Raw genomic sequence first — 21,403 nt, 5'->3', positions numbered from 1 at the left:
AGAGTCACCTAGATTTCATTTAACCATGCGACTGGAGGATTGAACACGGAGGACACGGAGGTCACAGAGGAAAATAAAAACAGACAATTCGATGTTGTGTCTGAGGAAAAATACGCTGATCACGAGGAAGCGCGGGGGCCTCCGCACGGGAAAACTCTGCGCCCTCCGTGTCCTCCGTGTTCAATCCTGCTTTCGCAGGGTGGTCACGCTCCGCTCACGCAAGTATATCTTTGTGTAATCCAAGTAATTTCTCGCGTAGCGCAGAATCATCTCTTCATCTTTGGGCTCGAGCTTTTTGCGGACCTTTCCGGGAACGCCCATTACCAGCGAGTTGGGTTCGATCACGGTGTTTTCGGGAATCACTGTCCCGGCGCGGCGATGATCGAGCCGCGGCCGACTCGCGTGTTGTTCAGGATTACCGAGCCCATACCGATCAGGCAGGTGTCTTCGATCGTGCAGCCGTGCAGCGTGACGTTGTGGCCGACTGTGACCCATTCTCCGACGTTCACAGAGTACTGATTGCGCATACCGTGGAGCACGCTGCAGTCCTGAACATTGGAATAGGCTCCGATCCGGATGGAATGCACATCGCCACGAACGACGGCGTTCATCCAAATGCTGGCTTGCTCGCCGAGCACGACGTCTCCAATAACCTGTGCAGATTCATCTACATAGCATGAGTCTGGAATCGTGGGCCTAATGCCCTGATAACTGCGTATCATTCCTCTCCTTATTTGTAAGCAGTTCCTGACTTGCTCGAGGCGTAACGAATAGTATTGATTTCCCTAAACGGACCTGCCGGCCGGCAGATCTGAGGAGCGAGTCCCACCTGGATTCCGCTCCGTTGAACGCTACAGGTGAGATACTACTATGGCGGTAGTTGTGCTCTCCGATTGTGCTTGACTTGCACATGAAAGACTGCAATAACTACCCAATCCAAACAGGAAAAGTCTGGGGGTGTAGGTATTGGCGGAAGTTAGAGTTCAAGAGGGAGAACCGTTGGAAAACGCCCTCCGCCGCTTCAAACGCAAGGTCCAAACGGAAGACATTATTAAAGAGGTAAAGCGGCATTCTTTCTATCTGAAACCCGGCGAGAAGAAGCGCGTAAAACAAGCGCTGGCTCGCAAGCGGAACCGGAAGAAGGTTCGCAAAGAACAGGATTAACAGCCTGTACAAAGAGGGCCGCTCAAGAGAGCGGCCCTTGCCGTATCCAGACCGGCAGCCGCCACAAGAAGTTCAGTTGTAAGCCGTTCTCGAAATGGGAACGGAGGGCCGAACCTGAGGTTGGGAACAAGTCCTGCGAGTGCCTCCCCGCTCGCCAGCGGAGGAGCCACGTATTTCGCAGGAAGGACGGGGGCTTCTCACATGGAATTCCAGGACAGGCTGCTCAAGTGCATCGATTGCGGCTCTGAGTTTCTCTTCACCGCCGGCGAACAACTTTTCTTCCACGACAAACAATTCAAGAACGAGCCCAAGCGCTGCAAGCCCTGCAAGGCCAAACGCATCGCTGCGGTAGGCGCGACTCCCGCGAACACCTATCAGAAGGTGGAGACGCGCACGAGCTGTTCGCATTGCGGAAAAGAGACCACCGTCCCGTTTAAGCCAACGCAGGGACGTCCGGTCTTCTGCCGCGAATGCTTCCAGCAGCGTCGTGCAGCCGGCGCTACGGCGTAAGACAAACGCAACCCAAAACACGACGCGGATTGCGCGGACGCTTCGCGCGCGGATTCACGCGGAAACGGGATTGGTATGTTCATTTTCGCTTGGTACTGTTCCCTCCTTCCGCGAATTGTCTTCTCCTCTCGCACTGTCATCCCTTGCGACGCAGCGAAGCTGTCAGAACTTCGAGGACTAGCGTTTCCGGCGCAAGGGATCTGCTGTTACGCCATCAGAGAAGCAAAAGCAGATCCCTCGCGCAGCAACAGCAAATTTATGAGATCACTGGCGCCTCGCGGCTGCGCGAGGGATGACAAGTTCTAGGGAGAACCTAAATTTCTTGGAGAATTCTTCCGCACAAATCTGCGCGCGAAGCGTCCGCGAAATCCGCGTCGTGTTTTGGGTTCTAGCCGATGGCCGAAAGCCGACAGCCTGTTTACGACTGCCGCGCTACCGCGCTTCTGGTCTCGCGGATGCCGCTAACCGACTTTTTTTTTAAGGCGGCGGTATTGTTCTGGCGGTCTTGACGCTTGTCTTCGTGGGCAATGAGCAGGGCTTCGATCTGACGAAGCAGGTCGTTGGTGTTCATGGGCTTCACCAACATGGAGTCGGCGCCCTCTTCTTTCCAGTCACTGCCTAACAGAGGGAACGCCGTAAGGATGGCGACGGCGGGGTCGTAATCTTTCTTCTTGGCTTCGCGGATCACGTCATAGCCGGCGGTTTCGGTCTCCATCCGCATGTCGGTGATGACCATCTGGTAGGCGTTTTCCGCAAGGCGGCTCTTAGCCTCTTTTGCCGAGGCGGCGGTTTCCACTTCGAATCCGTTGATTTCGAGAATAGCTTTCAGCGTGAGCAGAATTGCGAGTTCGTCATCAACCAGCAGGATGCGACGTTTCATCGAAGGCTCCAGGGGGATTACCGGTACCCAGCCGATCGTGCGTACCGTGGATCGCTGCCGATCCAGAGTAGCTCTGATGCAAGTTACCGCGACAAAGGTTGTGAGGTGGAGCAAGCACCCCGTTTCAGAAGCTATGATAACACCGTGGCGGGTTACTACATCGTGAACTTTGGTTGTCGGGCGCAGCAGGCCGACGGCTCCGCCATCGAACGCCAACTCGCCGATCGCGGACTCGCGCGCGTAACCTCTCCCACGGAAGCCGAGGTCATCGTTCTAAATACTTGCACCGTCACCGCCGCCGCCGACCAGGACGCTCGCGCCGCCATCCGCCGCGTTCGCCGCGAGCAACCAGCGGCACAAATATTGGTTACGGGTTGCTATGCCCAGCGCGCACCTGAAGAAATCGCGGCGCTCGATGGCGTCACCTGGGTTGTAGGAAATTCGCACAAGCATCAGATTGGGAAGATCGTTGCGGACAGACACGATCCGAACTTCCTGCCCTTGCGCCATTTCAATGCAGGGCAGAACGATTCAAGCTTTCGCGGAACGATTTACGCCAGCGACATCTTTGCGCATACCGAGCTGCAAGCCGCACCGGTGTTCGACAGCATCGAACGCACACGTCCCAATTTGAAGATTCAGGACGGCTGCGACAACCGTTGCTCGTTTTGCGTGATTCCGTTCGTTCGCGGGCAGAGCCGATCTTTGCCGACCGAAACGGTCCTACAAGAACTGCACGTGCTGGAGAACGCGGGCTATCGGGAAGTTGTCATTTCGGGAATCAATCTCGGGCGCTGGGGACGGGATTTCGAGAATCCGGAGCACTTCCCCGATCTTCTGCGGACGGTTCTGGAACGTACTTCGATGGAAAAGCTGCGCCTGAGTTCAGTCGAGCCGATGGACTGGACTGACGAACTGATCGAGTTGGTAGCATCTTCGCCTCGCGTCGCCAAGCACGCGCACGTTCCTCTGCAGTCCGGCAGCGACGCGATTCTCCGCAAGATGCATCGCAAATATCGGCCTTGGCACTACGCAGACAAAATCGAGAAGATCCGTAAAGCAATGCCCCACGCTGCCATCGGCGCCGACGTCATGGTCGGATTCCCCGGCGAAACGGATGACCTATTTCGGGAATCGCTCGAATTCGTGAAACGCCTACCGTTCACATATCTGCACGTCTTCACCTATTCGCCGCGTCCAGGTACTCCCGCCGCAAGCATGCCCGATCAAGTTCCGATTCAAGTGGCCCATGCTCGCAGTCGAATCATGCGCGAAGTGGCTGCCGCGAAGAATGTTGGATTTCGACTGAGCTTCATCGGGCGAACTCTACCGGCAATCACCCTCGCTCGCACCAGCGATGCTGGAACCGAGGCGCTCACGGACAATTACTTGAACGTGCAGCTTACGCATGAAGTGGAGCGAAATCGCTGGATCCAGGTACACGTGGATGCACTTACGGCGCAGGGACTTTCAGGAGAAGTAGTGAGCCGCTAAACGCTCGTTTTGCGACACGGAAACCGACCTCTTGCCGCTTCCAATTCTTCCAGCAATTGCTACGAATCGCCTTGATTTCGTGCAATCTCGATCTATTCCGGATTGCGCAGCGCAAAATGAGAATAAATACTCCGCTGTAACGGTCTGAGCCTCTAAACTCAACTTTCTTTGTGTACGCTTGCGGTGCAAGCGGAGGCATATGAACGATAACCTACCCATCCGCTACCGCGGACGGTACTGACCTAATCTCGTGAAAAATCGATGAGATCTATTCAACGACGGTTCCCTCACCTGATCCTCCTTCTGTTTACATTCAGCGTGCCGTTTTGGGCTCAAGGGCCTGATCCGCAGCAGAATCGCTTGCCTATTAATAAGCAGCCGGCCAATCCGAAGCTGCCGACGTTGTACATCGTGGGCGACTCGACGGTGCGCAATGGCCGAGGCGATGGCGCTAACGGACAGTGGGGCTGGGGCGATCTCGTCGGCAAATATTTCGATCCGGCAAGAATCAACGTGGTGAACTGGGCGTTAGGCGGGCGCAGCAGCCGCACCTTCATTACGCAAGGACATTGGGACCCGGTCGTTGCTGCCCTGCGACCCGGTGATTTCGTGATGATCCAGTTCGGGCACAACGATGGCGGACCCATCAATGACGACAGTCGCGCGCGCGGCTCGCTTCGTGGCACTGGAGACGAGATTCAGGAGATCGACAATCTCCTTACCAAGCAACACGAAACCGTCCACACCTACGGTTGGTACTTGCGGAAATACGTTTCCGACACCAAGGCCAAAGGCGCCATTCCGATGATTTGCTCACAGATTCCGCGAAAGATATGGAAGGACGGCAAAATCGTACGCGACGGCTCCGACTACGCCGGTTGGGCCGCAGAGGTAGCGAAAGCAGAAGGTGTTCCCTTTCTAGACCTGAATAACATCATCGCCGCTCGCTATGAGCAGCTGGGACCGGACAAGGTGGACCCGCTCTTCGGGGATGAACATACGCACACCACACTCGCTGGTGCTGAGCTAAACGCTGAAGCAGTTATCAGCGCTTTGAAGGGCCTGACGAATGATCCACTGGCAATTTTTTTCTCCGGTCAAGCGAAAGATGTGGCCGCGGCGAGCGCTTCAAAATAGTGAAGCAGTCTTCGGGCCTCCGCCGTCTTGCTCTTTGAACTTCGTGTTTGCTCTTGGTTTTGGCGTTCGTCGAGACATCGACATAGTAGGTGCGCATGAAAAAGCAGCAACCCAAGCGCAGTTCAAGATCAAAAGCGAGCAATCGCTCAAAGACAGTGGATGAGTACCTCGAAAGCATCAACGGGCCAGGCCGAGAGATGCTGACGAAGATGCGCTCGACCATCCGCTCCGTCGTGCCGAGGGATGCAACCGAGGTGATCAGTTATGGCATTCCAGCATTCAAACAGAAGAAAATACTGGTCTGGTATGCAGCATTTGCGCATCACTGCAGTCTGTTTCCCGGCGGTGCAGTGCTCAAAGAAATGAAGGACGAAATCGAGGGGTTCGTCACGTCCAAAGGAACGATTCAGTTCCCAATCGAAAAACCACTGCCTGTCGCGCTCGTAAAGCAGATCGTCAAGAAGCGATTGGCGCAGGTACATCAAAAAGCTTGAATCTTCTGGGATCATTAGGTCATCTTTAGAGGCAGCTCTCATTTCAATTGAACCCGAATGCAGTATTCCACTCCTCCGACTGTCAGTCTCCCAAGCGAAGAACAGATCAAAGAACTTGTCGATTGTTTTTACTCGCGCCTCCGTCAGGACGAGCTTCTGAGCCCGGTTTTTGCCCGCGCCATCGGCGACCAGTGGGAAGAACATCTGACCAAGATGTCTGACTTCTGGTCCACTGTGGTGCTCGCCTCGCGCCGCTACAAGGGAAATCCCATGCAGGTGCACATAGAGCTGCCTCGGCTCAATCAACATCATTTCGATCGCTGGCTCGCCCTCTGGAGGGTGACCACTTCCGAACTACTCGACCAGGCGCACGCCGAAATATTCATAAAGAAGGCGGAATTCATGGCTGAGCGCCTGCTTTCGGCAATCGATCTGTACCACGATTTTCCAGCGGCAGAAGTTGTAAGTCCCAACTGAACAGCTCTCATATTTGATCTTGATCTTCATTCGTGATCGCTTGCGACATTACTTTACATTACAAAGTACTATGCGATAAGATGCAAGTCGATGCGTATCAAGATGATCCTGCCGGCGTTGACGGAAGCAAAAAGCCCGCTGTTTCGGCCGATCAAGTACTCGCTGTTTCCCCCGCTCGGATTAGCGACGCTCGCGGCCTATGCCGCTGCCGATGACGAGGTCACCATCACGGATGAACATGTTGAGAAGTTGCGCACCGACGATGCTCCTGATCTGGTCGTGATCCAGGTGTACATAACCTCGGCGCTGCGCGCGTATCGCCTTGCCGACGCGTATCGTGCGAAAGGCTGTTACGTCGTGCTCGGAGGGCTGCACGTCACCTCTCTGCCCGACGAAGCCGCCGTACACGCTGACACGATCTTCCTCGGTCCTGGCGAGGACACGTGGCCACAATTTCTGAAGGATTTGCGCGCGGGCCAGGCGCAAGGGCGGTATCAGTCAGCCAACCGAACGTTGCTCGGCATACCTCCCGTTCGCCGCGATCTGATCAAACGGCATTTGTATCTGGTGCCGAATTCAATCGTCGTGTCGCGCGGATGCCCTTATGTCTGCGATTTCTGTTACAAGGAAGCATTCTTTCGCGGCGGAAAATCGTTCTACACGCAAACTGTCGACGCAGCGCTATCGCAGATCGAGCGGCTACCCGGCAAACATCTCTATTTTCTCGACGATCACCTCTTCGGCAACGTGCGCTTCGCCGCTGCGCTCTTCGAAGGCATGCGCGGCATGGGTAGATTGTGGCAAGCGGCAGGGACCGTCAATTCCGTACTCGCGCCAGACTTGCTCGAAAAGGCCGTGACTTGTGGTTTACGGAGCCTCTTTGTTGGCTTCGAAACTACGGATGTCGAAAACCTTCATGAGCAAAGGAAAGTGCAGAACATTCGCCGTGACTACAGCGCTGCTATCCGGCGTCTGCACGATCTGGGCGTAATGGTCAACGGCAGCTTCGTCTTTGGCATGGATCATGACGATAGCAGCGTTTTCGAGCGCACAGTGGAGTGGGCGATCAGCCAGGGGATTGAAACGGCGACGTTTCACATCCTTACCCCGTATCCAAGCACAGCTCTGTATCACCGGATGGTCAGCGAAGGACGCTTACTGCATAGCAATTGGGATGACTACGACACGCGCCATTGCGTCTTCCGTCCGAAGCGTCTGCGGCCGGAAGAATTGGAAGAGGGATACTGGCGTGCCTACGACGATTTCTACCGTTGGGGTTCTATCCTTCGCGGCGCCTGGACCAAGCCTTCGTGGATTCCGCGTTTTCGGCATCTCGCGTATGCGGGAGCATGGAAGAAGTTCGAACCATTATGGGATCTGATCATCCGCGCAAAGCAGGTCAACCGCGTGCTTCCGTTTTTGGAGTCGGTTCTCGACCACTTTCGGAATGAGCAAATGACTTCCCAGAACGGCACCCGAAGTGAATCAGCAAGATCCACTCCGCAATTCGCTGCGGCGGAGTGGTTTGATTGAGGGAAGCTTCTAAGCTTCTGAGCCTCTAAGCTCCGGCTTGGGAGGAACGCCGATTTGGGCTGTCCACTTCGGAGCTTGCTACTAGTCGAGGTATCAGAAATCCTGTTCTCTGGCGATATTGGCTGTAGCGCTCGCCAAATTCTTTGTTCATGTACCGCTCTTCTTTCTTTGCCTTGATGGTGCATCCAACCGCAACGATCGGGATCGCCGCTAAGCCGCGCCATTCACCGACTTGCAGCGCCGTTCCGATTGCACACGTCAGGAGCCCGGTGTAGATCGGATGCCGCACGAACGCATACGGACCTGACGTCACGAGTTGATGTCCGACCTTGACGGTGATTCGTCCGCTCCAATTGTCGGAAATCGTGATGCGTGCCCAAATCGCCAGCGCCACACCGACATACATGACAGCGAGACCGAGCAACTGAAGCCACTCTGTCGGAGGCGCAAATCGGACGCGCAATGGACCCAGTGGCAGCGAGCGCGAAAACAGCAACGCAAAACCAAACGCAAGCAAGAGAGCGTAGGCCAACCGATTGGTTAACGGTTCTACTGTTTTGTCGGCCTTGCGCCTCAGCGCGGCAATGCCCCACACAATCATCCACACATACCAGCAACAAAGATTCCATTGCCAGAGCGTGAGTTTATGCATTTCGTGCCTCCTTCTTCTGTGACTTCCCAGCCGAGTGCAGGCGTTGGATCCACTTCAACTCCGATTTGGTTTCTGCCGAGAAGTGCGATATCACCTCTGCGGCGTAGTGATTTAGCGAAAAGTTCTGTTCCAAGATCTCCAAATGTTGAAGACGCGCGCTGAGATGTTTCTTTCTTCGTTCAAGAATGCACTCGCGTACCTGCGGGTTGAGCAATTGAAAGAGAGCAACGCGTAATCGAAAAGCGTCGGATGAGCGCGCCTCCTGATCGCTGAAAGCGCTCAGCTTGGCAACCAGCTCTCGTCTTCCTGAGGCGGTGATCGCATACCGAAGCCGCGTTTGGCCTCGTTCTCCTGCGGTCTCCCGCCGAGTCACCCAGCCTTCGTCCATGAAGCGGCGCAGCAGCGGATATACGAGGTTGTTATGCAGAACGCCCTGTCCCAGGATCATTCCCGCCTCGCGCTTGAGCTGATATCCATGCTTCGGTCCTGCCAGCAGCGTGGACAAGATTATTAGGTCAGTCATGATTATGTCAATAATGATCTATTAAACAGAGCGCCGTCAATTCGAATAGCAGGCATTACTCGCAAGCAAGCACTTGCTGTACGCATGGAAGAATTTATTGACGCACGCCGATCGCAGTGGGAATATTGCCATCCGAAAGGAGATCGCAATGCCCCAATATCTAATGCAAGTTGCCTATTCGGCCGAGGGCTGGGCGGCTCTGGTGAAGAACCCGCAGGACCGCACTCAGATCGTGCGCCAGCCAATCGAGAACATGGGAGGCAAGATCCAGAATTTCTGGTTCAGCTTCGGTGGCTACGACATAGTTGGAGTTGTGGAGTTTCCCGATAACGTGAGCGCGGCTGCCATTGCGATGGCATTTGCGGCCGGCGGAGCATGCAAGACAGTCCAGACCACGCCGCTGCTGACGAGTGCGGAAGCTGTGGAAGCCATGCGTCGGGCGAGCAAGGCTGGATACAAATCGGCGGTTGCGAGCGCCGCCTGAACAGCGACAAGTCCTCTGTAATGGCTAGTTGAGTTGGTAAGCCGGCAAACAAAATCCGGAAGCGACATGTCGCTTCCGGATTTTTTAGCGGGAGAAAATTTACTTAGGCTATCGTCGCTGGACGTGTGAGGCGGAAGGTCAACCGACGTTCTGGGCCAAATCCTACGTCTTTCTTGCCGGTCGCGTACGCAGCGCTTGTTCCGCCGGCTGCGCCGATGGCGCTGCCGATCAATGCTCCGGTGCCGCCGCTGGCGATCGCGCCGATGAGCGCACCTCCTCCTGCACCGCCGCCGATCCAGGCAAGGTTTCGCCGCTTATGCGAAGCGCCGGCCACCATTACGCTCGAACTTTGAATTGGAATCGCCTTCCCATTCACGTCTACCGAGGATAAAGCGATGCGGAGGTAACCAGGATGCGTCAGTCGTCCTGAGCGGCGCGCCGCCACAACGCGGCCAATCACGTGCGCTCCCTCCGGGGCAACGGTCTGACCGTCGACCGTGATGGGCTGATCGAGCGTAGCCTCAAATTGATCGCCAGGGCGCGAAGTCGCACTCGAAACTGCATTCTGCAGCCGCACAGTAATGGCCGTGCCTGACGGAATCACAACTTCCTGAGGAACGAGCGAACCGGTTGCACTTTTCGGCTGCTCGGCGTTTTCAGCCTCCTTGTTGGTGAACGGTGCAGCCGCACCGGGTTGATCACTGTTCTTGAGCGCAGCGCTCGCAGGTGTCGCCATCTGCTTGCTGCAACCTGCGCCCACGAGAATTAGCGCAGCCAGCCCAAAACCGGAAATGCACTTGGGGAACTTCATCACTCTCCTGTAGCCTGCGCGTCCTTGTGCCTGCGCGCAGTACCTCGCTGTCGGAAATGCAAGCGCAATACCAGAAGCATCCGTTGAAAACAAAGAGCTTCCTGTACTGGAGAATGTAAATATTTCAGCCAGACTTTCCTTTAGTCCTAAGGCGAACACCCTTGCAAGGCGGTCCTACTCGGAGATGGCGCGCGCCAACTTTCCTGATCGAATCAGTTCGGCGAGTTTGGCGAAGTCACCGGCAAGCACGCGATCGTGCTCCACTCTCGCACTCGTCTCCCGAATGGCGGCGTGGACTTTCTGCAGTCGTGGACTCGTCTTGAGCGGTGCGAGAAATTCGACTGCCTGTGCGGCTGCAGCCGCTTCGATCGCCAGCACGTGCGTGGTGTTTTCGACGACTCGCTGCAGTTTAAGGGCGGCAGTCATTCCCATCGAGACGTAGTCTTCCTTGTTGCCGCTGGTGGTGATTGAGTCCACCGAAGCGGGATGGGCCAGCACTTTGTTTTCGCTGGCCAGCGCAGCGGCGGTGACCTGCGGCATCATGAATCCGGAATTGAGACCGGCGCCGACCGCGAGAAACGCCGGCAGTCCTTCATTGAGCGCGGGATTCACCATGCGCTCGATCCGCCGCTCAGAGATGCCCGCGAGCGCCGTTAAGGCAATTGCCAGGTAATCGAGCGCAAAGGCAATTGGCTCACCATGGAAGTTGCCGCCTGAGAGCACCTGCCCCAAGTCGGACTGCTCGTTGATTGTTTCGTGGGTGCGACGATCGTCAATTGCCAGGACTTTAGATGGACGCAGCGGTTCGCGATGATCCCGCGGAGCAGCGAAAACCAGTGGATTGTCGACGGCCGCGTTCATCTCAATTTCGAACACGCCGCGGCAGAACGTCAGAGTGTCGCGCACCGCGCCGTGCACCTGGGGAATACAGCGCAAAGAGTACGCATCCTGCACGCGTTTGCAATCGATGTGCGATTGACGAATCTCGCTGCCTTCGAGCAGGCGGCGCACGTTGCGCGCACTCGCGAGCTGTCCCGCATGAGGACGGGCGCGCTGAATGCGTTCGTCCATGGCGACCGTCGTCCCCCGCAAGGCATCCAGCGTGAGCGAGCCAAGCACATCGGCGCTATCGACCAAAATTTCGGCAGCAATCAACGAGAGCGTGCCGATCGCGAGCATCGCCTGCGTGCCGTTGATGAGCGAGATAGCTTCCTTTGCTTCCAGCGCAATTGGCTTCACCTGCGCTGCCGTCATGGCTTCGGCTCCCGGCAGGCGATGTCGTTCAAAGACAGCCTCGCCTTCTCCGGCCAGTACGAGCGCGAGATGTGCCAGGGGAGCGAGGTCACCGCTCGCGCCAACACTTCCCTGCGAAGGGACGATTGGATGCACTCCGCGATTTAGCATTGCACACAGGGTATCGATCACGATCGGGCGTACGCCGGAGAAACCCTTTGCGAGCGAGTTGGCGCGCAGCAAAATCATCGCTCGCACCACCGGCTCTGAAAGAGGAGCTCCGACCCCAACCGCGTGAGAGCGCAGCAGATTTATCTGCAACTCGCGAATCTGCTCGGGAGCGATGCGGACATCGCTGAGCTTTCCGACGCCAGTCGTCACCGCATAAGCAACTCGGTTGTCGCGCACAAGATCATCGATCACTCGACGCGAGGCCGCGACTTTTTCACGGGCATCGGGAGCAAGCAAAACAGGACGGCGGTCGGATACGACCGCACGCAGGTCTGCCAGCGTGAGATGTTCGCCGTCGATGTGAAGAGCGGTCAAAATCAGCTACCAGCTTCCAGCTACCAGCTTCCAGCTAAACCCAATCGACTTCCAGGCATCACAGAACACAAGTCTTGACTGGAAGCTGGTAGCTGGCGGCTGGCAGCTTGTTTTCACGCCACTCCCGGATACCTTCCCCCATCCACCAGAATCGTCTGCCCGGTCACGTACGATGCCCGATCGCTTGCGAGCCAGACGATCGCATCCGCAACTTCCTCCGGTCGAGCCAGTCGGCGCAGTGGAATCTCTTCCGACCACTTCTGATGGATTTCACCGATGCTGACGTTCGCTGCCAGAGCTCTGGTTCCGGCTAACTCGTTCAGACGTTCCGTTGCTGTATATCCGGGAGCAACGTTGTTGAAGGTGATGTTGTACTTACCAAATTCAATAGAAAGGCTCTTCAGCAGTCCGACAACAGCCGGACGGATCGCGTTCGACAAGACCAAATCGGGAATCGAACCTTTCACTGAGGTGGACGTAACCGCAATGAAACGGCCGCCGCCCGCCTTCTGCATGTAAGGAATGATCGCTTTGGCTAAATTTACGACGCTAAGAAAGATCAGGTCGGTATTTCGCCGCCACTCCTCGAGTTCAATGGAAAGAAAGTTCTTAGCTGGAGGCCCTCCGGAGTTCGCAAGACACACATCGATACTGCCGAACTTTTCCGCCACCTTCTTGACGAATTGCTGGACTGCATTGAAGTTCGTGACGTCCATCGTTTCCGCGAGAATTTCCGAATTGTGGCGCGCGCGGATATCGTCCACGGCTTTGCGCAACTTCGCCTCACTGCGCGAGCACATCGCGAGACGCGCGCCCTCCGCAGCAAAGCGTTCTGCAGCAGCGCGGGCGATGCCTTCGCTCGATCCCGTAAGCAGTACGACTTTATTCTTGAGTCCTGTGTCCATCTCAGCTTTGCGTGGCCGGAGGAGCATCCATGACGTACATGCGATTCGGAGCTCCAGCTTTGATCTTGTTGCGTTCAAAACATGCTTTGATCCGCCGGCGCAGCTCGCGGCGGATCGCATACTGCTTGCCCGGACGCGTTTTCGTGACCATCAGGTAATCAACTTCTGATCCACTCACGCGCTCAATGCCCGGAACTTCCGGATGCGAGACGATGTACTGCCCGTATTCAGGATCGTTCTCCAATTCCTCGCCAACTTGCTTCAGCAACTGAATCACGCGATCCGAACTTTCACTGTAATCGACGGAGACATGCAGCGCGACCTGCGCCCAATCGCGCGTCATGTTCGAGATGATCTTCACCTCACTGTTTGGGACCGAATGCAGCGCGCCGGTGTCATCGCGCAGAACGGTCTTACGCAGCGACATGTACTCAACCGTGCCTTGTACACCGGCGATTTTCACCACGTCGCCGATGTCGTAGATGTTCTCCAGGATTATGAAGAACCCGTTGATTACGTCGTGGACAAGGGTCTGCGCCCCAAATCCAATCGCCAAACCCGCGATCCCAGCGCTGGCTAGAAAAGGTCCTACGTTGACATCGAGCTTCTCGAGAATCTGGAGCAGCGCAAGAAAATAAATGATGAAAATGCCGACGCTATGGATAACCGCGGCGAGCGTCCGCAATTGCTGAGCTCGAATGCGGCTGGGAAGCTCTTCGCGTGTGCTGAATTGCTGAAGTTTTCTTGTTATCAACCCAAGCAGTCGGGTCAGGATCACGGCAACGATCAGAATGACGACGATTGGCGGTAGCTTCGAGCGAAGCCAGTTCGCGAGATCGTCGTGCCAGCCGGAAACCACCCGTCCCCAGATGGGCTCCGCGAGAATTTCTGAAGTTATAAAGTGCATGAATTCGAGGAGAGCGAACTCGGATTATAGCGAGAAAGCGGCTGGCGCCGCTGTGGCGCGCAGTCGCAGCAATTTATAATCGGCACAATCCGCAATCGCTTGAGGTGCTCGTGCGCAACTGTCTCATCGCGTGTCTTGCTTCCTGTCTTCTCGTCCCTGCGGCATCGGCGCAGACGCAGGATCCTTTCCCCACAGGATCTCAGAATCCACAATTCGGACGCGAGAAACCCAAAGACCCGATGGAAGAGAAGATGGAGCACGACCGCGAGAAGGCGCTCAACAAGCAGCGCCAGGCCAATCTGCAGAAGGACACCGACCGCCTGCTCAAGCTCGCTACCGAGTTAAAGGAGTCTGTCGACAAAAGCAACGAGCACACGCTCTCGCTCGATGTCATCAAAAAAGCCGATGAAATTGAGAAGCTGGCGAAATCAGTAAAAGAAAAAATGAAGGGCAGTTACTAGGGAGCGAGTTTCGGCCAATTCAATCCACTAACCCGCCTTGGCTCTGCTCTCTGCTTTCGCACCGGTGCTCGCGGCCCGTGGGGCAGGTTTAATGACCGAGTCTGTCCCTTGAAACGTGCGAATAGATTCTTCCAGTAGAGCCTGCAAGTACTCGCCAACTTTCAGCGCGTCCGGAATGAGAGCGCTCAAATCCATGCTCAGCAGGTTCTTCTGAAGGCAGGTAGCGATTACGCGGTGAAGCAGACGCGTTTCTGCAATGAGCTGCGGGATGGTGTAGCCCTGCTGGGCACGGTCTACGCCATGCACAGCCGCCGTAGTCAAGGACGTTTGTGACACCTGGACGTCGCCCGTGGCGAGCACGTTTGCAAGATCAGCGAGTAGATCGGGAAAGTGATCGATACGAGCGGCCTTGCTGATGGGAATCGACTTAAGCCGTTCATCCTCGCCGACTTCTCGCAACCAGTGCTCGATGATTGCGTTTGAATTTTCCCGAATTACCGTGGACAAGCGCTTGCACGGCGTTTGGCAGAGTTCGCGAGGTCGATGGATCTTGTCTTTCAGAGTCGAGACTAAGGTCGGAATGTCTGCGGGCTTAACGAAGTAGTCATCGACCTGTTTGCGAATAGCTTCGAGCGCGGTTTGAAAGTCGGGATATCCGGTCAGGATGAAAGTCGCAGTGGCTGGCTGAATCTTGCGCATCGCGCTTACCAGAATGAATCCGTCGGCGGGCGCTCCAATGTTGAGATCGGTAAGGAGCACATCGAATGTCTGATGATTCATGATCTCAAGCGCTTCCGGCACCGACGCGGCAACGGAGACGACGAAGCCCTCATGCTCCAGGATAGCGGGAAGCGTTAATCGGATTCCGGCTTCATCATCAACGAATAAAACGCGCGTTTTTATGGATTGCAAGTAACTCAGCCGCCTTTCACGACCAGTTAGATGCAAACAAAGCTGCTGCAGCAGAAAAAACTTGCACTGCAGTTTTTATAAAAGAAAGCCCAGCTTTTTGAGGCTGGGCATGTGTCTGAAGGAGTGACTAGCGAGAGGACGAGCCTGCACTGCAGGTCTTAGAAATATGTTTCATGGAAATTACATTCAACGTCGGCTGACTCGAGCTGCTCATGCCACCAGAAGATGCCGGGCTTGTGCTGCTGGAGCTGCTCGGCGATGTTGACGAAGCCGATGAGGAGCTCGTCGTCCCGGTGATCTGAACTTCATGACCAACATGGTCGGCCAACTGTGATGTGTCACCGCTAAGTTGATACGTGGTGCCGTCACGTGCAGTAAGAGTGTAGCTGCCGTTCGACGAATTCAGACAGCCTTCGACTTTAGTTTCACCTGCGTTGCTTGAGTTGGTTGAGGTCGAACTACTTGGGGTTTGTGAGCTGCTTGGTGTTGTCTGGCTTGAGCTGCTTGCAGACTGATTGCTCGAGCTGGAACTCGACGGATACGTCGAACTACTTTGAGCTGCAACCCAGGCTGCGCTCAACAGCAGCACAGCCATGCATAAGAGATTTCGCATCGATGATCCTCCTAAGAAAAGTGTGGCTGTTTACTTAGAGGTAGGGGTTGTATGAGGGTTGCCGTCACGGAGTGCCAATCCGCGCCTGCCAGAGTAGCTGGTTCAGCGTACCTGTTCCGGAATGGGAAGAGCTTTGATGAGTTCCTGCGTGTACGCATGCCTGGGGCAACGAAGAATCTCTTTGGTCGATCCGATTTCAGCCAATTCACCTTTATAGAGAATGGCCACACGCTGGCAGAGAGCTGAGACCGTTAATAGGTCGTGCGAGATGAACAGAATGCCTGTTCCGATATCCTGGCTGAGTTTGCGAAAGATGTTCAGCACTTCCTTCTGTGTAATCAAATCCAGCGCGCTGGTGCACTCGTCGGCAATCAGCAGCGACGGGTGATGCATTATCGCCATTGCGATCATCACGCGCTGTGCCTGTCCAACACTAAGCTGCGCTGGTTTTCTTTGGAGAAACTTGGCGTCGACATCCAAATTGAGAGTGCGAAGCAATTCGAGAAAACGCGGCGTGCATTCCCTGCGAGTGCCCGGCTTGTGGGCAGCCCAGGTTTCATACATCTGCGTTTCAATCTTCAATGCCGGATTCAGCGACGACATCGGACTTTGCAGCACCAAACCAATGTCCCGGCCGCGCACGTTGCGCATTGCGGCCTGGGACAGAGTCATGAGTTCGCGTCCATTCAGGCGCACGCTCCCAGTGCTCTTCCCACCTTTTAACTCCAGCAGGCGAAGAATGCTCAACGCCAGAGTGCTCTTCCCTGAGCCGCTCTCTCCAACTAATCCGAGAATTTCGCCCGGCTGCATCTCGAGCCGGAGGTCGCGGAGCACGCCAGGCTTGCCAGGATAGTCGGCCGAGATCGCGAGCGAAAGCAGTGGAGCACTCGTGGAATACAAGCTTTCCGACGGCGCGATTGCTTCCTCAATTGTGTTGCGGTTCGGCATTGGCAAAAAACTTTCGCTACTTCTCCAGCGACAAATATTCCGCGTTCCAGTAAGTCTGTGGCGTGAGCACAACCGGGTCGGCGTTCTTTACCTTCGGTGAAACCGCCACCAGTGCGTTTTTATCGACGAGATACAGCATAGGATCTTCGTCTGCAGCGATCTCCTGAACTTTATCGAAATCCGCTTTTCGCTGCTTGCGATCCAGCGTTGACGCCTGTGCGCGAAGGTATTTATCGATCTGCTCCTCCCACAGAGTTTCAGGTGTCTTTTGCGCAGGATTCCACTGGTGTAAATCAGCGGAACTCATCCACACGTTGACCTGTCCATTCGGATCGAGATCGACGTTTGTAAGTCCCAGCATGCAGGCATCGTAGTCATACGTCTTCATGATCCGTTCCGCAATCGAAGGAAAGTCGAGCGGAACGAAATTGACGGTAATCCCAATCTGCTGCAGGTCCTGCTGAATGAGACTCCCCATGCGCTCCCGCGGCTTGTTGCCTGCGTTCGTGATGAGCGAGAAGGTCACGGGATTCCCATTTCGATCCTTCAGCGTAGCTCCCGTTTTCGTAAAGCCATCCTGCTTGAGCAGATCTAATGCCGCACCCGTGTCGTAGGGAATCGACTTGAGATTCCTGTCGAACCAGAACTTGTTCGCCGGGCTCACCAAACCAACCGAAGGCGTCGCGTGTCCGCGGAAAGCCACGCGTGCGAGATCGGCACGGTTAATCGCAGTGGAAATCGCGCGCCGAAAGTTGCGCGAGCGGAACCATGCTTTCTTGTAGGGCGGAAGCGGAGCTTTGGCAACTTCGTTGAACCAGAATTGTTCTGATTCTACCGATGGCCCAAGATCGCGCGCCGCTCCTGGATCCTCGCTATGAAGCTGCTCGTATAAATCGGGCGGGAGAGCATCGATGAGATGGATGTCGCCCTGACGGAAGCGGATTAGCTCGGTGTCGCGATTGGACAACACATACATGCGGATCGCATCCAGATATGGAAGCTGATGACCGGCGCTGTCCTTCTTCCAGTAGTATGGATTGCGCTTCAGCAGAACATACTCACCTGCTCGCTGTTCCGCCACGCTGAAAGGTCCCAAAACGACACTCGAATCCGCCTTGCCTGCCATATGTGCAGGAGAAATTGCGATTTCGTCAAAAAGCCGTTCGATACCTGCGATTGGGTGCTCAAATTTGATAACGACGCTATTGCGATCGAGCGCGCGCACGTCAGCTTTCCCGCCCGCGCGCAGAGGGTCTCCCTTGGGAGAATGCAGGCTCGGGTCGAGCGCAGCTTTGACGGTCGCGACGACGTCATCGGCAGAAAAATCGCTGCCGTCAGAAAACTTCACTCCAGGACGCAAATTGAATGTGATGCGTCGGCCACCCTCATCGACGTTCCAGCTCTCGGCCAACTCGCCCTGATTCTCCTGCTCTTTCCGATTCACGCGGATCAACACTCCGCCCGTCAAGTAGCGAATGCGGTCGGAAGCATCCTCCTCTGCCATGAGCGGGTTCAGGGTTTTGGGATCAGTCTTAATGGTGACGTGAAGCTCGCTAGTAGGTTGCGTCTTCTTGCTACAAGAGCAAAGTAGCCCAACTGCTACCAGAACGATAACGATCGGAAATCTCGACACATTGACTTCACCCGATGACCCGATCACGCGATGACCCGATGCTTTCATGCTCGCTCCTCGGCTTCCAGTGCAAACTGGAACAGGCTTACAACCATCACGAGAGAAAGCAGCGGAACCCAAAGCCATGGACTGTGGCGCAGCGCGGTGTAGTTCTCCAGTTCGCGCAGCAGATTGCCCCATGAAGGAAGCGGCTCAGTCACCCCCAGTCCGAGCATTCCCAAATTGGCTTCGGTGAGAATGAACAGAGGTACGGAAATCCAGAATTGCGCCAACAAGATCGGCTTCACGTTGGGAAGCACGTGACGCAAAAGTAAGCGAAAAGGCTTGCATCCAGCGGCACGCGCCTGCAGAAGAAACTCGGAGGTACGAATTGAGCGCACAGATGCGGCAACGATTCGAGCAGAAGCTGCCCACCCAAGAATGCCGAGCAGCGCAAAAGTCACAACCACCGAAGTAACTGCGGGGATGTCGAGTGGAAGCAGTGCGCGAAGCGTGAGCAATAGAAAGAGCCACGGCAGGCTCAGGAATAAATCGATCAACATGCTCGTTGCTCGATCCCAAGTGCCTCCGATATACGCCCCCGCACCTCCGATCAGTGCGGCCAGAGCAGTTGAAATCAGCGCTGCAGCGGGAGCGAGCAGAAGCGAAATCCGCATCCCATAGAGAAGACGCGATAGACGATCGCGGCCGAGTTCGTCGGTTCCCAGGGGAAACTGCCTTGACGGCGGGTGGTCCGTATCGTTTCGGAACTGCTTCGCATACGGAGCCGGCGCGAACGCGCTCGCGAATAAAGCGAGCACGAATACCGCAATGAGCACACTTGTGGCGATCCAGCGTGTGCGGCTCATATGACATCCCTCGTCGCTGCAGGAGAAAGCAGCTCAGAGAACGAATTCGCCGCAACCGTAACTATGGCAATTACGAGCGTGAGATTGACCAGCAGAGGCACATCTCGCGACAGGGCCGCCTTCCAGGCGAGCTGTCCCAATCCGGGAGAATCACAAACAACCTCTACTGGAATAGCAGCGGCAAACGCGATGCTCACTGTCACGCCCGCCAGCGCGAGCATCGGTGCAGCGATATTGGGAAGAACGTGCCAGCCGAAGATGCGAGCCGAGCTCAGCCCACGCGCTCGTGCCGTGAGCACGTGCGGCATCGTGTAGGTCTTTACCAGCAGATTGCGCGAGAAACGGAATACTTTTGGAAAAACGACAAGAGCGATAGCGAGCTTACCAGGCGAGCCGACAACAAGAAAGATCAACGCCAAGACCGCCGACGGAATGCAGAGAACAACTCCGCTGATCAGCGTTGCGCCGGCACTGTAAACAGGCGCTCGCTTCCAGCTTGCCGGAATCGCCAGCGCCAGCCCGAGCAGCCATCCTCCGGCAACTCCAATCGCTACGGATTCAACCGTCTCCGGCAAACGATCTCGAAACAGTTCCGAAACGGGACGTTCCATGGAGCGTGAATATCCGAGATCCCCGTGGATGAGACTGCCAAGGTAATGCCCGTAATAGGAAATGACGTTGCGCTCGCCCGCATCATCCTGGTGCAGGGCCCTTCGCGCTTCCGTGCTCAGCTGAGCGTTGAGATCGCTTTCCTGAATGCCAAACCCAGGGGCCAGGCGCACCAACGTCGCACCAAGCAGACCACCCACCAGCGCGGTGATCAGGATAATCAGCAGATGACGACCGATGATGCGAAGGGTTCTCATTTACTTTGCCTACGCCCACCGAACTCAGAAGCCGTCATCCTGGGCCCCTCTTTGGGGCGAAGAATCTCCCGCGATATTTCAGACTCAATTGCTCTAGCCATGGCTTTTCCACCAGAAAGGCCAGGCGGCATGGGCAGGGGAACCTCGCCATCGACATTTCTATCGCAAGCATCGCCGGAGATCCTTCGCCCCAAAGAGGGGCTCAGGATGACAGGCTCTAACACTGTCGCGATCGCAGTATCTCTTAAGTGGGAATATGACAGTCCGATTCTCGGCCGTCCAGTGTTTATACGCGTGGGGAACATCGCGAGTACCGTCGGGAATCAGGCCTTCCGCAAAGAGTATGACCGCAGCTTGCGGCTAAGAGTGCGGCGCGAGATGCCCAGCACTCTTGCGGCCTTTTGCTGATGCCCGGAGGAGCCACGGAGTGCTTCGAAGATTAGATCTTTTTCCATCTTTTCTAGCGGTGCCGAACTGCCGGCGATCTGTAGCCGCGGGCGCGACTGTTGAACGTGAGCGGGCAGCTCGTGAACGCTGACGATCTCGCTGGTCGCAAACACAGCTGCCGTCATGACCACATTGCGAAGCTCGCGGACATTCCCGCTCCAGTGATAGTTCTCCAGCGTCTGCTTGGCTTCTTCGGAAAAGTTGAGGTGCGGATACATCCCATGTAGGAAGTGATTCGCCAGCGGCACAATATCTTCTTTTCTCTCGCGCAGCGGTGGCACGCGCAAATGGATTTGATTGAGTCGATGGAACAAATCGCTGCGAAACTCGCCTTGCGAGACTCTCGTTTCCAGATCGCGATTGGTCGCGGCAATGATGCGCACGTCCACTGATACTTTCTTCAATCCGCCCACGCGGTAATACGGAGCGCCATCCAACACACGCAACAGCTTCACCTGGGTACGTGACTCCAGCTCGCCGACTTCATCGAGAAATAGAGTGCCCTTATGCGCCAACTCGAAGAATCCGGGCTTCTGCGATTCGGCTCCGCTGAATGCTCCTTTTTCGTATCCGAACAATTCACTTTCGACGAGATGCTCCGGCAGCGCGGCACAATTTACATCCACCCAAGGCTGATTGCAGCGCAGGGAATACTGATGAATCGCGCGGGCAATTACTTCCTTCCCACTTCCGGTCTCTCCCGTGATCAACACTGAGACATTGGATTTTGCGATCCGCTGCGCCGTTTCGAGCAGGCGAACCATCGCGCGGCTGTGCACGATGGTCGAAATACCGCCGACGTTTTCCGATTTGGGAATGGCAGACAAAGGGCGCGCAACTGTGACGCAACAGTGCGACCTTCAACATAGCTTTCACCTGACCGGAAATCCATTGGTGTTGCGACCTTAGGCAGTTACCTTGGGTC

The 21,403-nt window shown here is 55.8% G+C and carries 24 protein-coding genes; 9 read left to right on the top strand and 15 right to left on the bottom strand.

Annotation, left to right across the window (positions count from 1 at the left end):
* Nucleotides 1-180: 180 nt before the first annotated feature.
* Nucleotides 181-345: a hypothetical protein gene (locus VFU50_00850; GenBank protein HEU5231376.1), complete on the bottom strand. Its 165-nt coding sequence runs from the start codon at nucleotides 343-345 to the stop codon at nucleotides 181-183.
* A gap of 14 nt (nucleotides 346-359) precedes the next feature.
* Nucleotides 360-722: a gamma carbonic anhydrase family protein gene (locus VFU50_00845; GenBank protein ID HEU5231375.1), complete on the bottom strand. Its 363-nt coding sequence runs from the start codon at nucleotides 720-722 to the stop codon at nucleotides 360-362.
* 244 nt (nucleotides 723-966) lie between these two features.
* Between VFU50_00845 and rpsU the strand changes: the two genes are divergently transcribed.
* Entirely contained in the window at nucleotides 967-1,164 is a 198-nt protein-coding gene (rpsU, locus tag VFU50_00840; GenBank protein HEU5231374.1) for a 30S ribosomal protein S21, read from the top strand.
* A 201-nt stretch (nucleotides 1,165-1,365) separates the two neighbouring features.
* Nucleotides 1,366-1,674, top strand: a complete 309-nt coding sequence (locus tag VFU50_00835) for a zinc-ribbon domain containing protein (protein ID HEU5231373.1) — start codon at nucleotides 1,366-1,368, stop codon at nucleotides 1,672-1,674.
* 418 nt (nucleotides 1,675-2,092) lie between these two features.
* Here the strand turns inward: VFU50_00835 and VFU50_00830 are convergent, their stop codons facing one another.
* Nucleotides 2,093-2,554 carry a response regulator gene (locus VFU50_00830; protein ID HEU5231372.1) on the bottom strand — a complete coding sequence of 154 codons (462 nt, stop codon included), beginning with the start codon at nucleotides 2,552-2,554 and terminating at the stop codon, nucleotides 2,093-2,095.
* 144 nt (nucleotides 2,555-2,698) lie between these two features.
* Between VFU50_00830 and mtaB the strand changes: the two genes are divergently transcribed.
* The 5 genes from mtaB (at nucleotide 2,699) to VFU50_00805 (ending at nucleotide 7,689) form a co-directional block, all read left to right on the top strand.
* A complete protein-coding gene (mtaB, locus tag VFU50_00825; GenBank protein HEU5231371.1) occupies nucleotides 2,699-4,048 on the top strand; it encodes a tRNA (N(6)-L-threonylcarbamoyladenosine(37)-C(2))-methylthiotransferase MtaB in 1,350 nt (449 codons plus the stop codon).
* Nucleotides 4,049-4,309: 261 nt separating this feature from the next.
* Entirely contained in the window at nucleotides 4,310-5,185 is an 876-nt protein-coding gene (locus VFU50_00820) for a rhamnogalacturonan acetylesterase (protein ID HEU5231370.1), read from the top strand.
* Nucleotides 5,186-5,280: 95 nt separating this feature from the next.
* A complete protein-coding gene (locus VFU50_00815; protein ID HEU5231369.1) occupies nucleotides 5,281-5,679 on the top strand; it encodes a DUF1801 domain-containing protein in 399 nt (132 codons plus the stop codon).
* A gap of 57 nt (nucleotides 5,680-5,736) precedes the next feature.
* Nucleotides 5,737-6,156 carry a group III truncated hemoglobin gene (locus VFU50_00810; GenBank protein ID HEU5231368.1) on the top strand — a complete coding sequence of 140 codons (420 nt, stop codon included), beginning with the start codon at nucleotides 5,737-5,739 and terminating at the stop codon, nucleotides 6,154-6,156.
* 90 nt (nucleotides 6,157-6,246) lie between these two features.
* Nucleotides 6,247-7,689: a radical SAM protein gene (locus tag VFU50_00805; protein HEU5231367.1), complete on the top strand. Its 1,443-nt coding sequence runs from the start codon at nucleotides 6,247-6,249 to the stop codon at nucleotides 7,687-7,689.
* Nucleotides 7,690-7,714: 25 nt separating this feature from the next.
* Here VFU50_00805 and VFU50_00800 read toward each other — a convergent pair whose 3' ends face one another.
* Nucleotides 7,715-8,341 carry an isoprenylcysteine carboxylmethyltransferase family protein gene (locus VFU50_00800; GenBank protein HEU5231366.1) on the bottom strand — a complete coding sequence of 209 codons (627 nt, stop codon included), beginning with the start codon at nucleotides 8,339-8,341 and terminating at the stop codon, nucleotides 7,715-7,717.
* Nucleotides 8,334-8,864 (bottom strand): PadR family transcriptional regulator, encoded by a 531-nt coding sequence (locus VFU50_00795; GenBank protein HEU5231365.1) that lies wholly within the window; start codon nucleotides 8,862-8,864, stop codon nucleotides 8,334-8,336. Before VFU50_00795 ends, VFU50_00800 begins: the two co-directional genes overlap by 8 nt.
* A gap of 148 nt (nucleotides 8,865-9,012) precedes the next feature.
* On the opposite strand from VFU50_00795, the gene VFU50_00790 reads away from it, so the two are divergent.
* The gene (locus VFU50_00790; protein HEU5231364.1) at nucleotides 9,013-9,348 is read left to right on the top strand and encodes a GYD domain-containing protein; all 336 of its coding nucleotides are present in this window, start codon (nucleotides 9,013-9,015) and stop codon (nucleotides 9,346-9,348) included.
* Between the two features lie 103 nt (nucleotides 9,349-9,451).
* On the opposite strand, the gene VFU50_00785 is transcribed toward VFU50_00790, so the two are convergent.
* From VFU50_00785 to VFU50_00770, 4 genes are all read right to left on the bottom strand, one after another.
* The gene (locus tag VFU50_00785) at nucleotides 9,452-10,159 is read right to left on the bottom strand and encodes a hypothetical protein (GenBank protein ID HEU5231363.1); all 708 of its coding nucleotides are present in this window, start codon (nucleotides 10,157-10,159) and stop codon (nucleotides 9,452-9,454) included.
* Nucleotides 10,160-10,333: 174 nt separating this feature from the next.
* Complete coding sequence (gene hutH, locus VFU50_00780; GenBank protein ID HEU5231362.1) at nucleotides 10,334-11,938, bottom strand: histidine ammonia-lyase; 1,605 nt, start codon at nucleotides 11,936-11,938, stop codon at nucleotides 10,334-10,336.
* A 113-nt stretch (nucleotides 11,939-12,051) separates the two neighbouring features.
* Nucleotides 12,052-12,843, bottom strand: coding sequence for an SDR family oxidoreductase (locus tag VFU50_00775; GenBank protein HEU5231361.1), 792 nt, complete (start codon nucleotides 12,841-12,843; stop codon nucleotides 12,052-12,054).
* A gap of 1 nt (nucleotide 12,844) precedes the next feature.
* Nucleotides 12,845-13,750 carry a mechanosensitive ion channel family protein gene (locus VFU50_00770; protein HEU5231360.1) on the bottom strand — a complete coding sequence of 302 codons (906 nt, stop codon included), beginning with the start codon at nucleotides 13,748-13,750 and terminating at the stop codon, nucleotides 12,845-12,847.
* A gap of 110 nt (nucleotides 13,751-13,860) precedes the next feature.
* On the opposite strand from VFU50_00770, the gene VFU50_00765 reads away from it, so the two are divergent.
* Nucleotides 13,861-14,211, top strand: coding sequence for a hypothetical protein (locus tag VFU50_00765; GenBank protein HEU5231359.1), 351 nt, complete (start codon nucleotides 13,861-13,863; stop codon nucleotides 14,209-14,211).
* Nucleotides 14,212-14,238: 27 nt separating this feature from the next.
* Here VFU50_00765 and VFU50_00760 read toward each other — a convergent pair whose 3' ends face one another.
* The 6 genes from VFU50_00760 to VFU50_00735 form a co-directional block, all read right to left on the bottom strand.
* Complete coding sequence (locus tag VFU50_00760; GenBank protein ID HEU5231358.1) at nucleotides 14,239-15,123, bottom strand: response regulator; 885 nt, start codon at nucleotides 15,121-15,123, stop codon at nucleotides 14,239-14,241.
* A gap of 715 nt (nucleotides 15,124-15,838) precedes the next feature.
* Nucleotides 15,839-16,684, bottom strand: a complete 846-nt coding sequence (locus tag VFU50_00755; GenBank protein HEU5231357.1) for an ABC transporter ATP-binding protein — start codon at nucleotides 16,682-16,684, stop codon at nucleotides 15,839-15,841.
* Between the two features lie 16 nt (nucleotides 16,685-16,700).
* Nucleotides 16,701-18,365 carry an ABC transporter substrate-binding protein gene (locus VFU50_00750; GenBank protein ID HEU5231356.1) on the bottom strand — a complete coding sequence of 555 codons (1,665 nt, stop codon included), beginning with the start codon at nucleotides 18,363-18,365 and terminating at the stop codon, nucleotides 16,701-16,703.
* A complete protein-coding gene (locus tag VFU50_00745) occupies nucleotides 18,362-19,165 on the bottom strand; it encodes an ABC transporter permease (GenBank protein ID HEU5231355.1) in 804 nt (267 codons plus the stop codon). Before VFU50_00745 ends, VFU50_00750 begins: the two co-directional genes overlap by 4 nt.
* Nucleotides 19,162-20,031: an ABC transporter permease gene (locus VFU50_00740; protein ID HEU5231354.1), complete on the bottom strand. Its 870-nt coding sequence runs from the start codon at nucleotides 20,029-20,031 to the stop codon at nucleotides 19,162-19,164. The genes VFU50_00745 and VFU50_00740 overlap by 4 nt, the downstream gene beginning before the upstream one ends.
* A 323-nt stretch (nucleotides 20,032-20,354) precedes the next feature.
* Nucleotides 20,355-21,305, bottom strand: a complete 951-nt coding sequence (locus VFU50_00735; protein ID HEU5231353.1) for a sigma-54 dependent transcriptional regulator — start codon at nucleotides 21,303-21,305, stop codon at nucleotides 20,355-20,357.
* Nucleotides 21,306-21,403: the final 98 nt, after the last annotated feature.

The sequence above is a fragment of the Terriglobales bacterium genome, from assembly GCA_035764005.1.
Taxonomy (GTDB): Bacteria; Acidobacteriota; Terriglobia; order Terriglobales; family Acidobacteriaceae; genus Gp1-AA112.
Note: the sequence above shows the minus strand (reverse complement) of the source record. Positions and strands in the feature narration are given on the sequence as shown.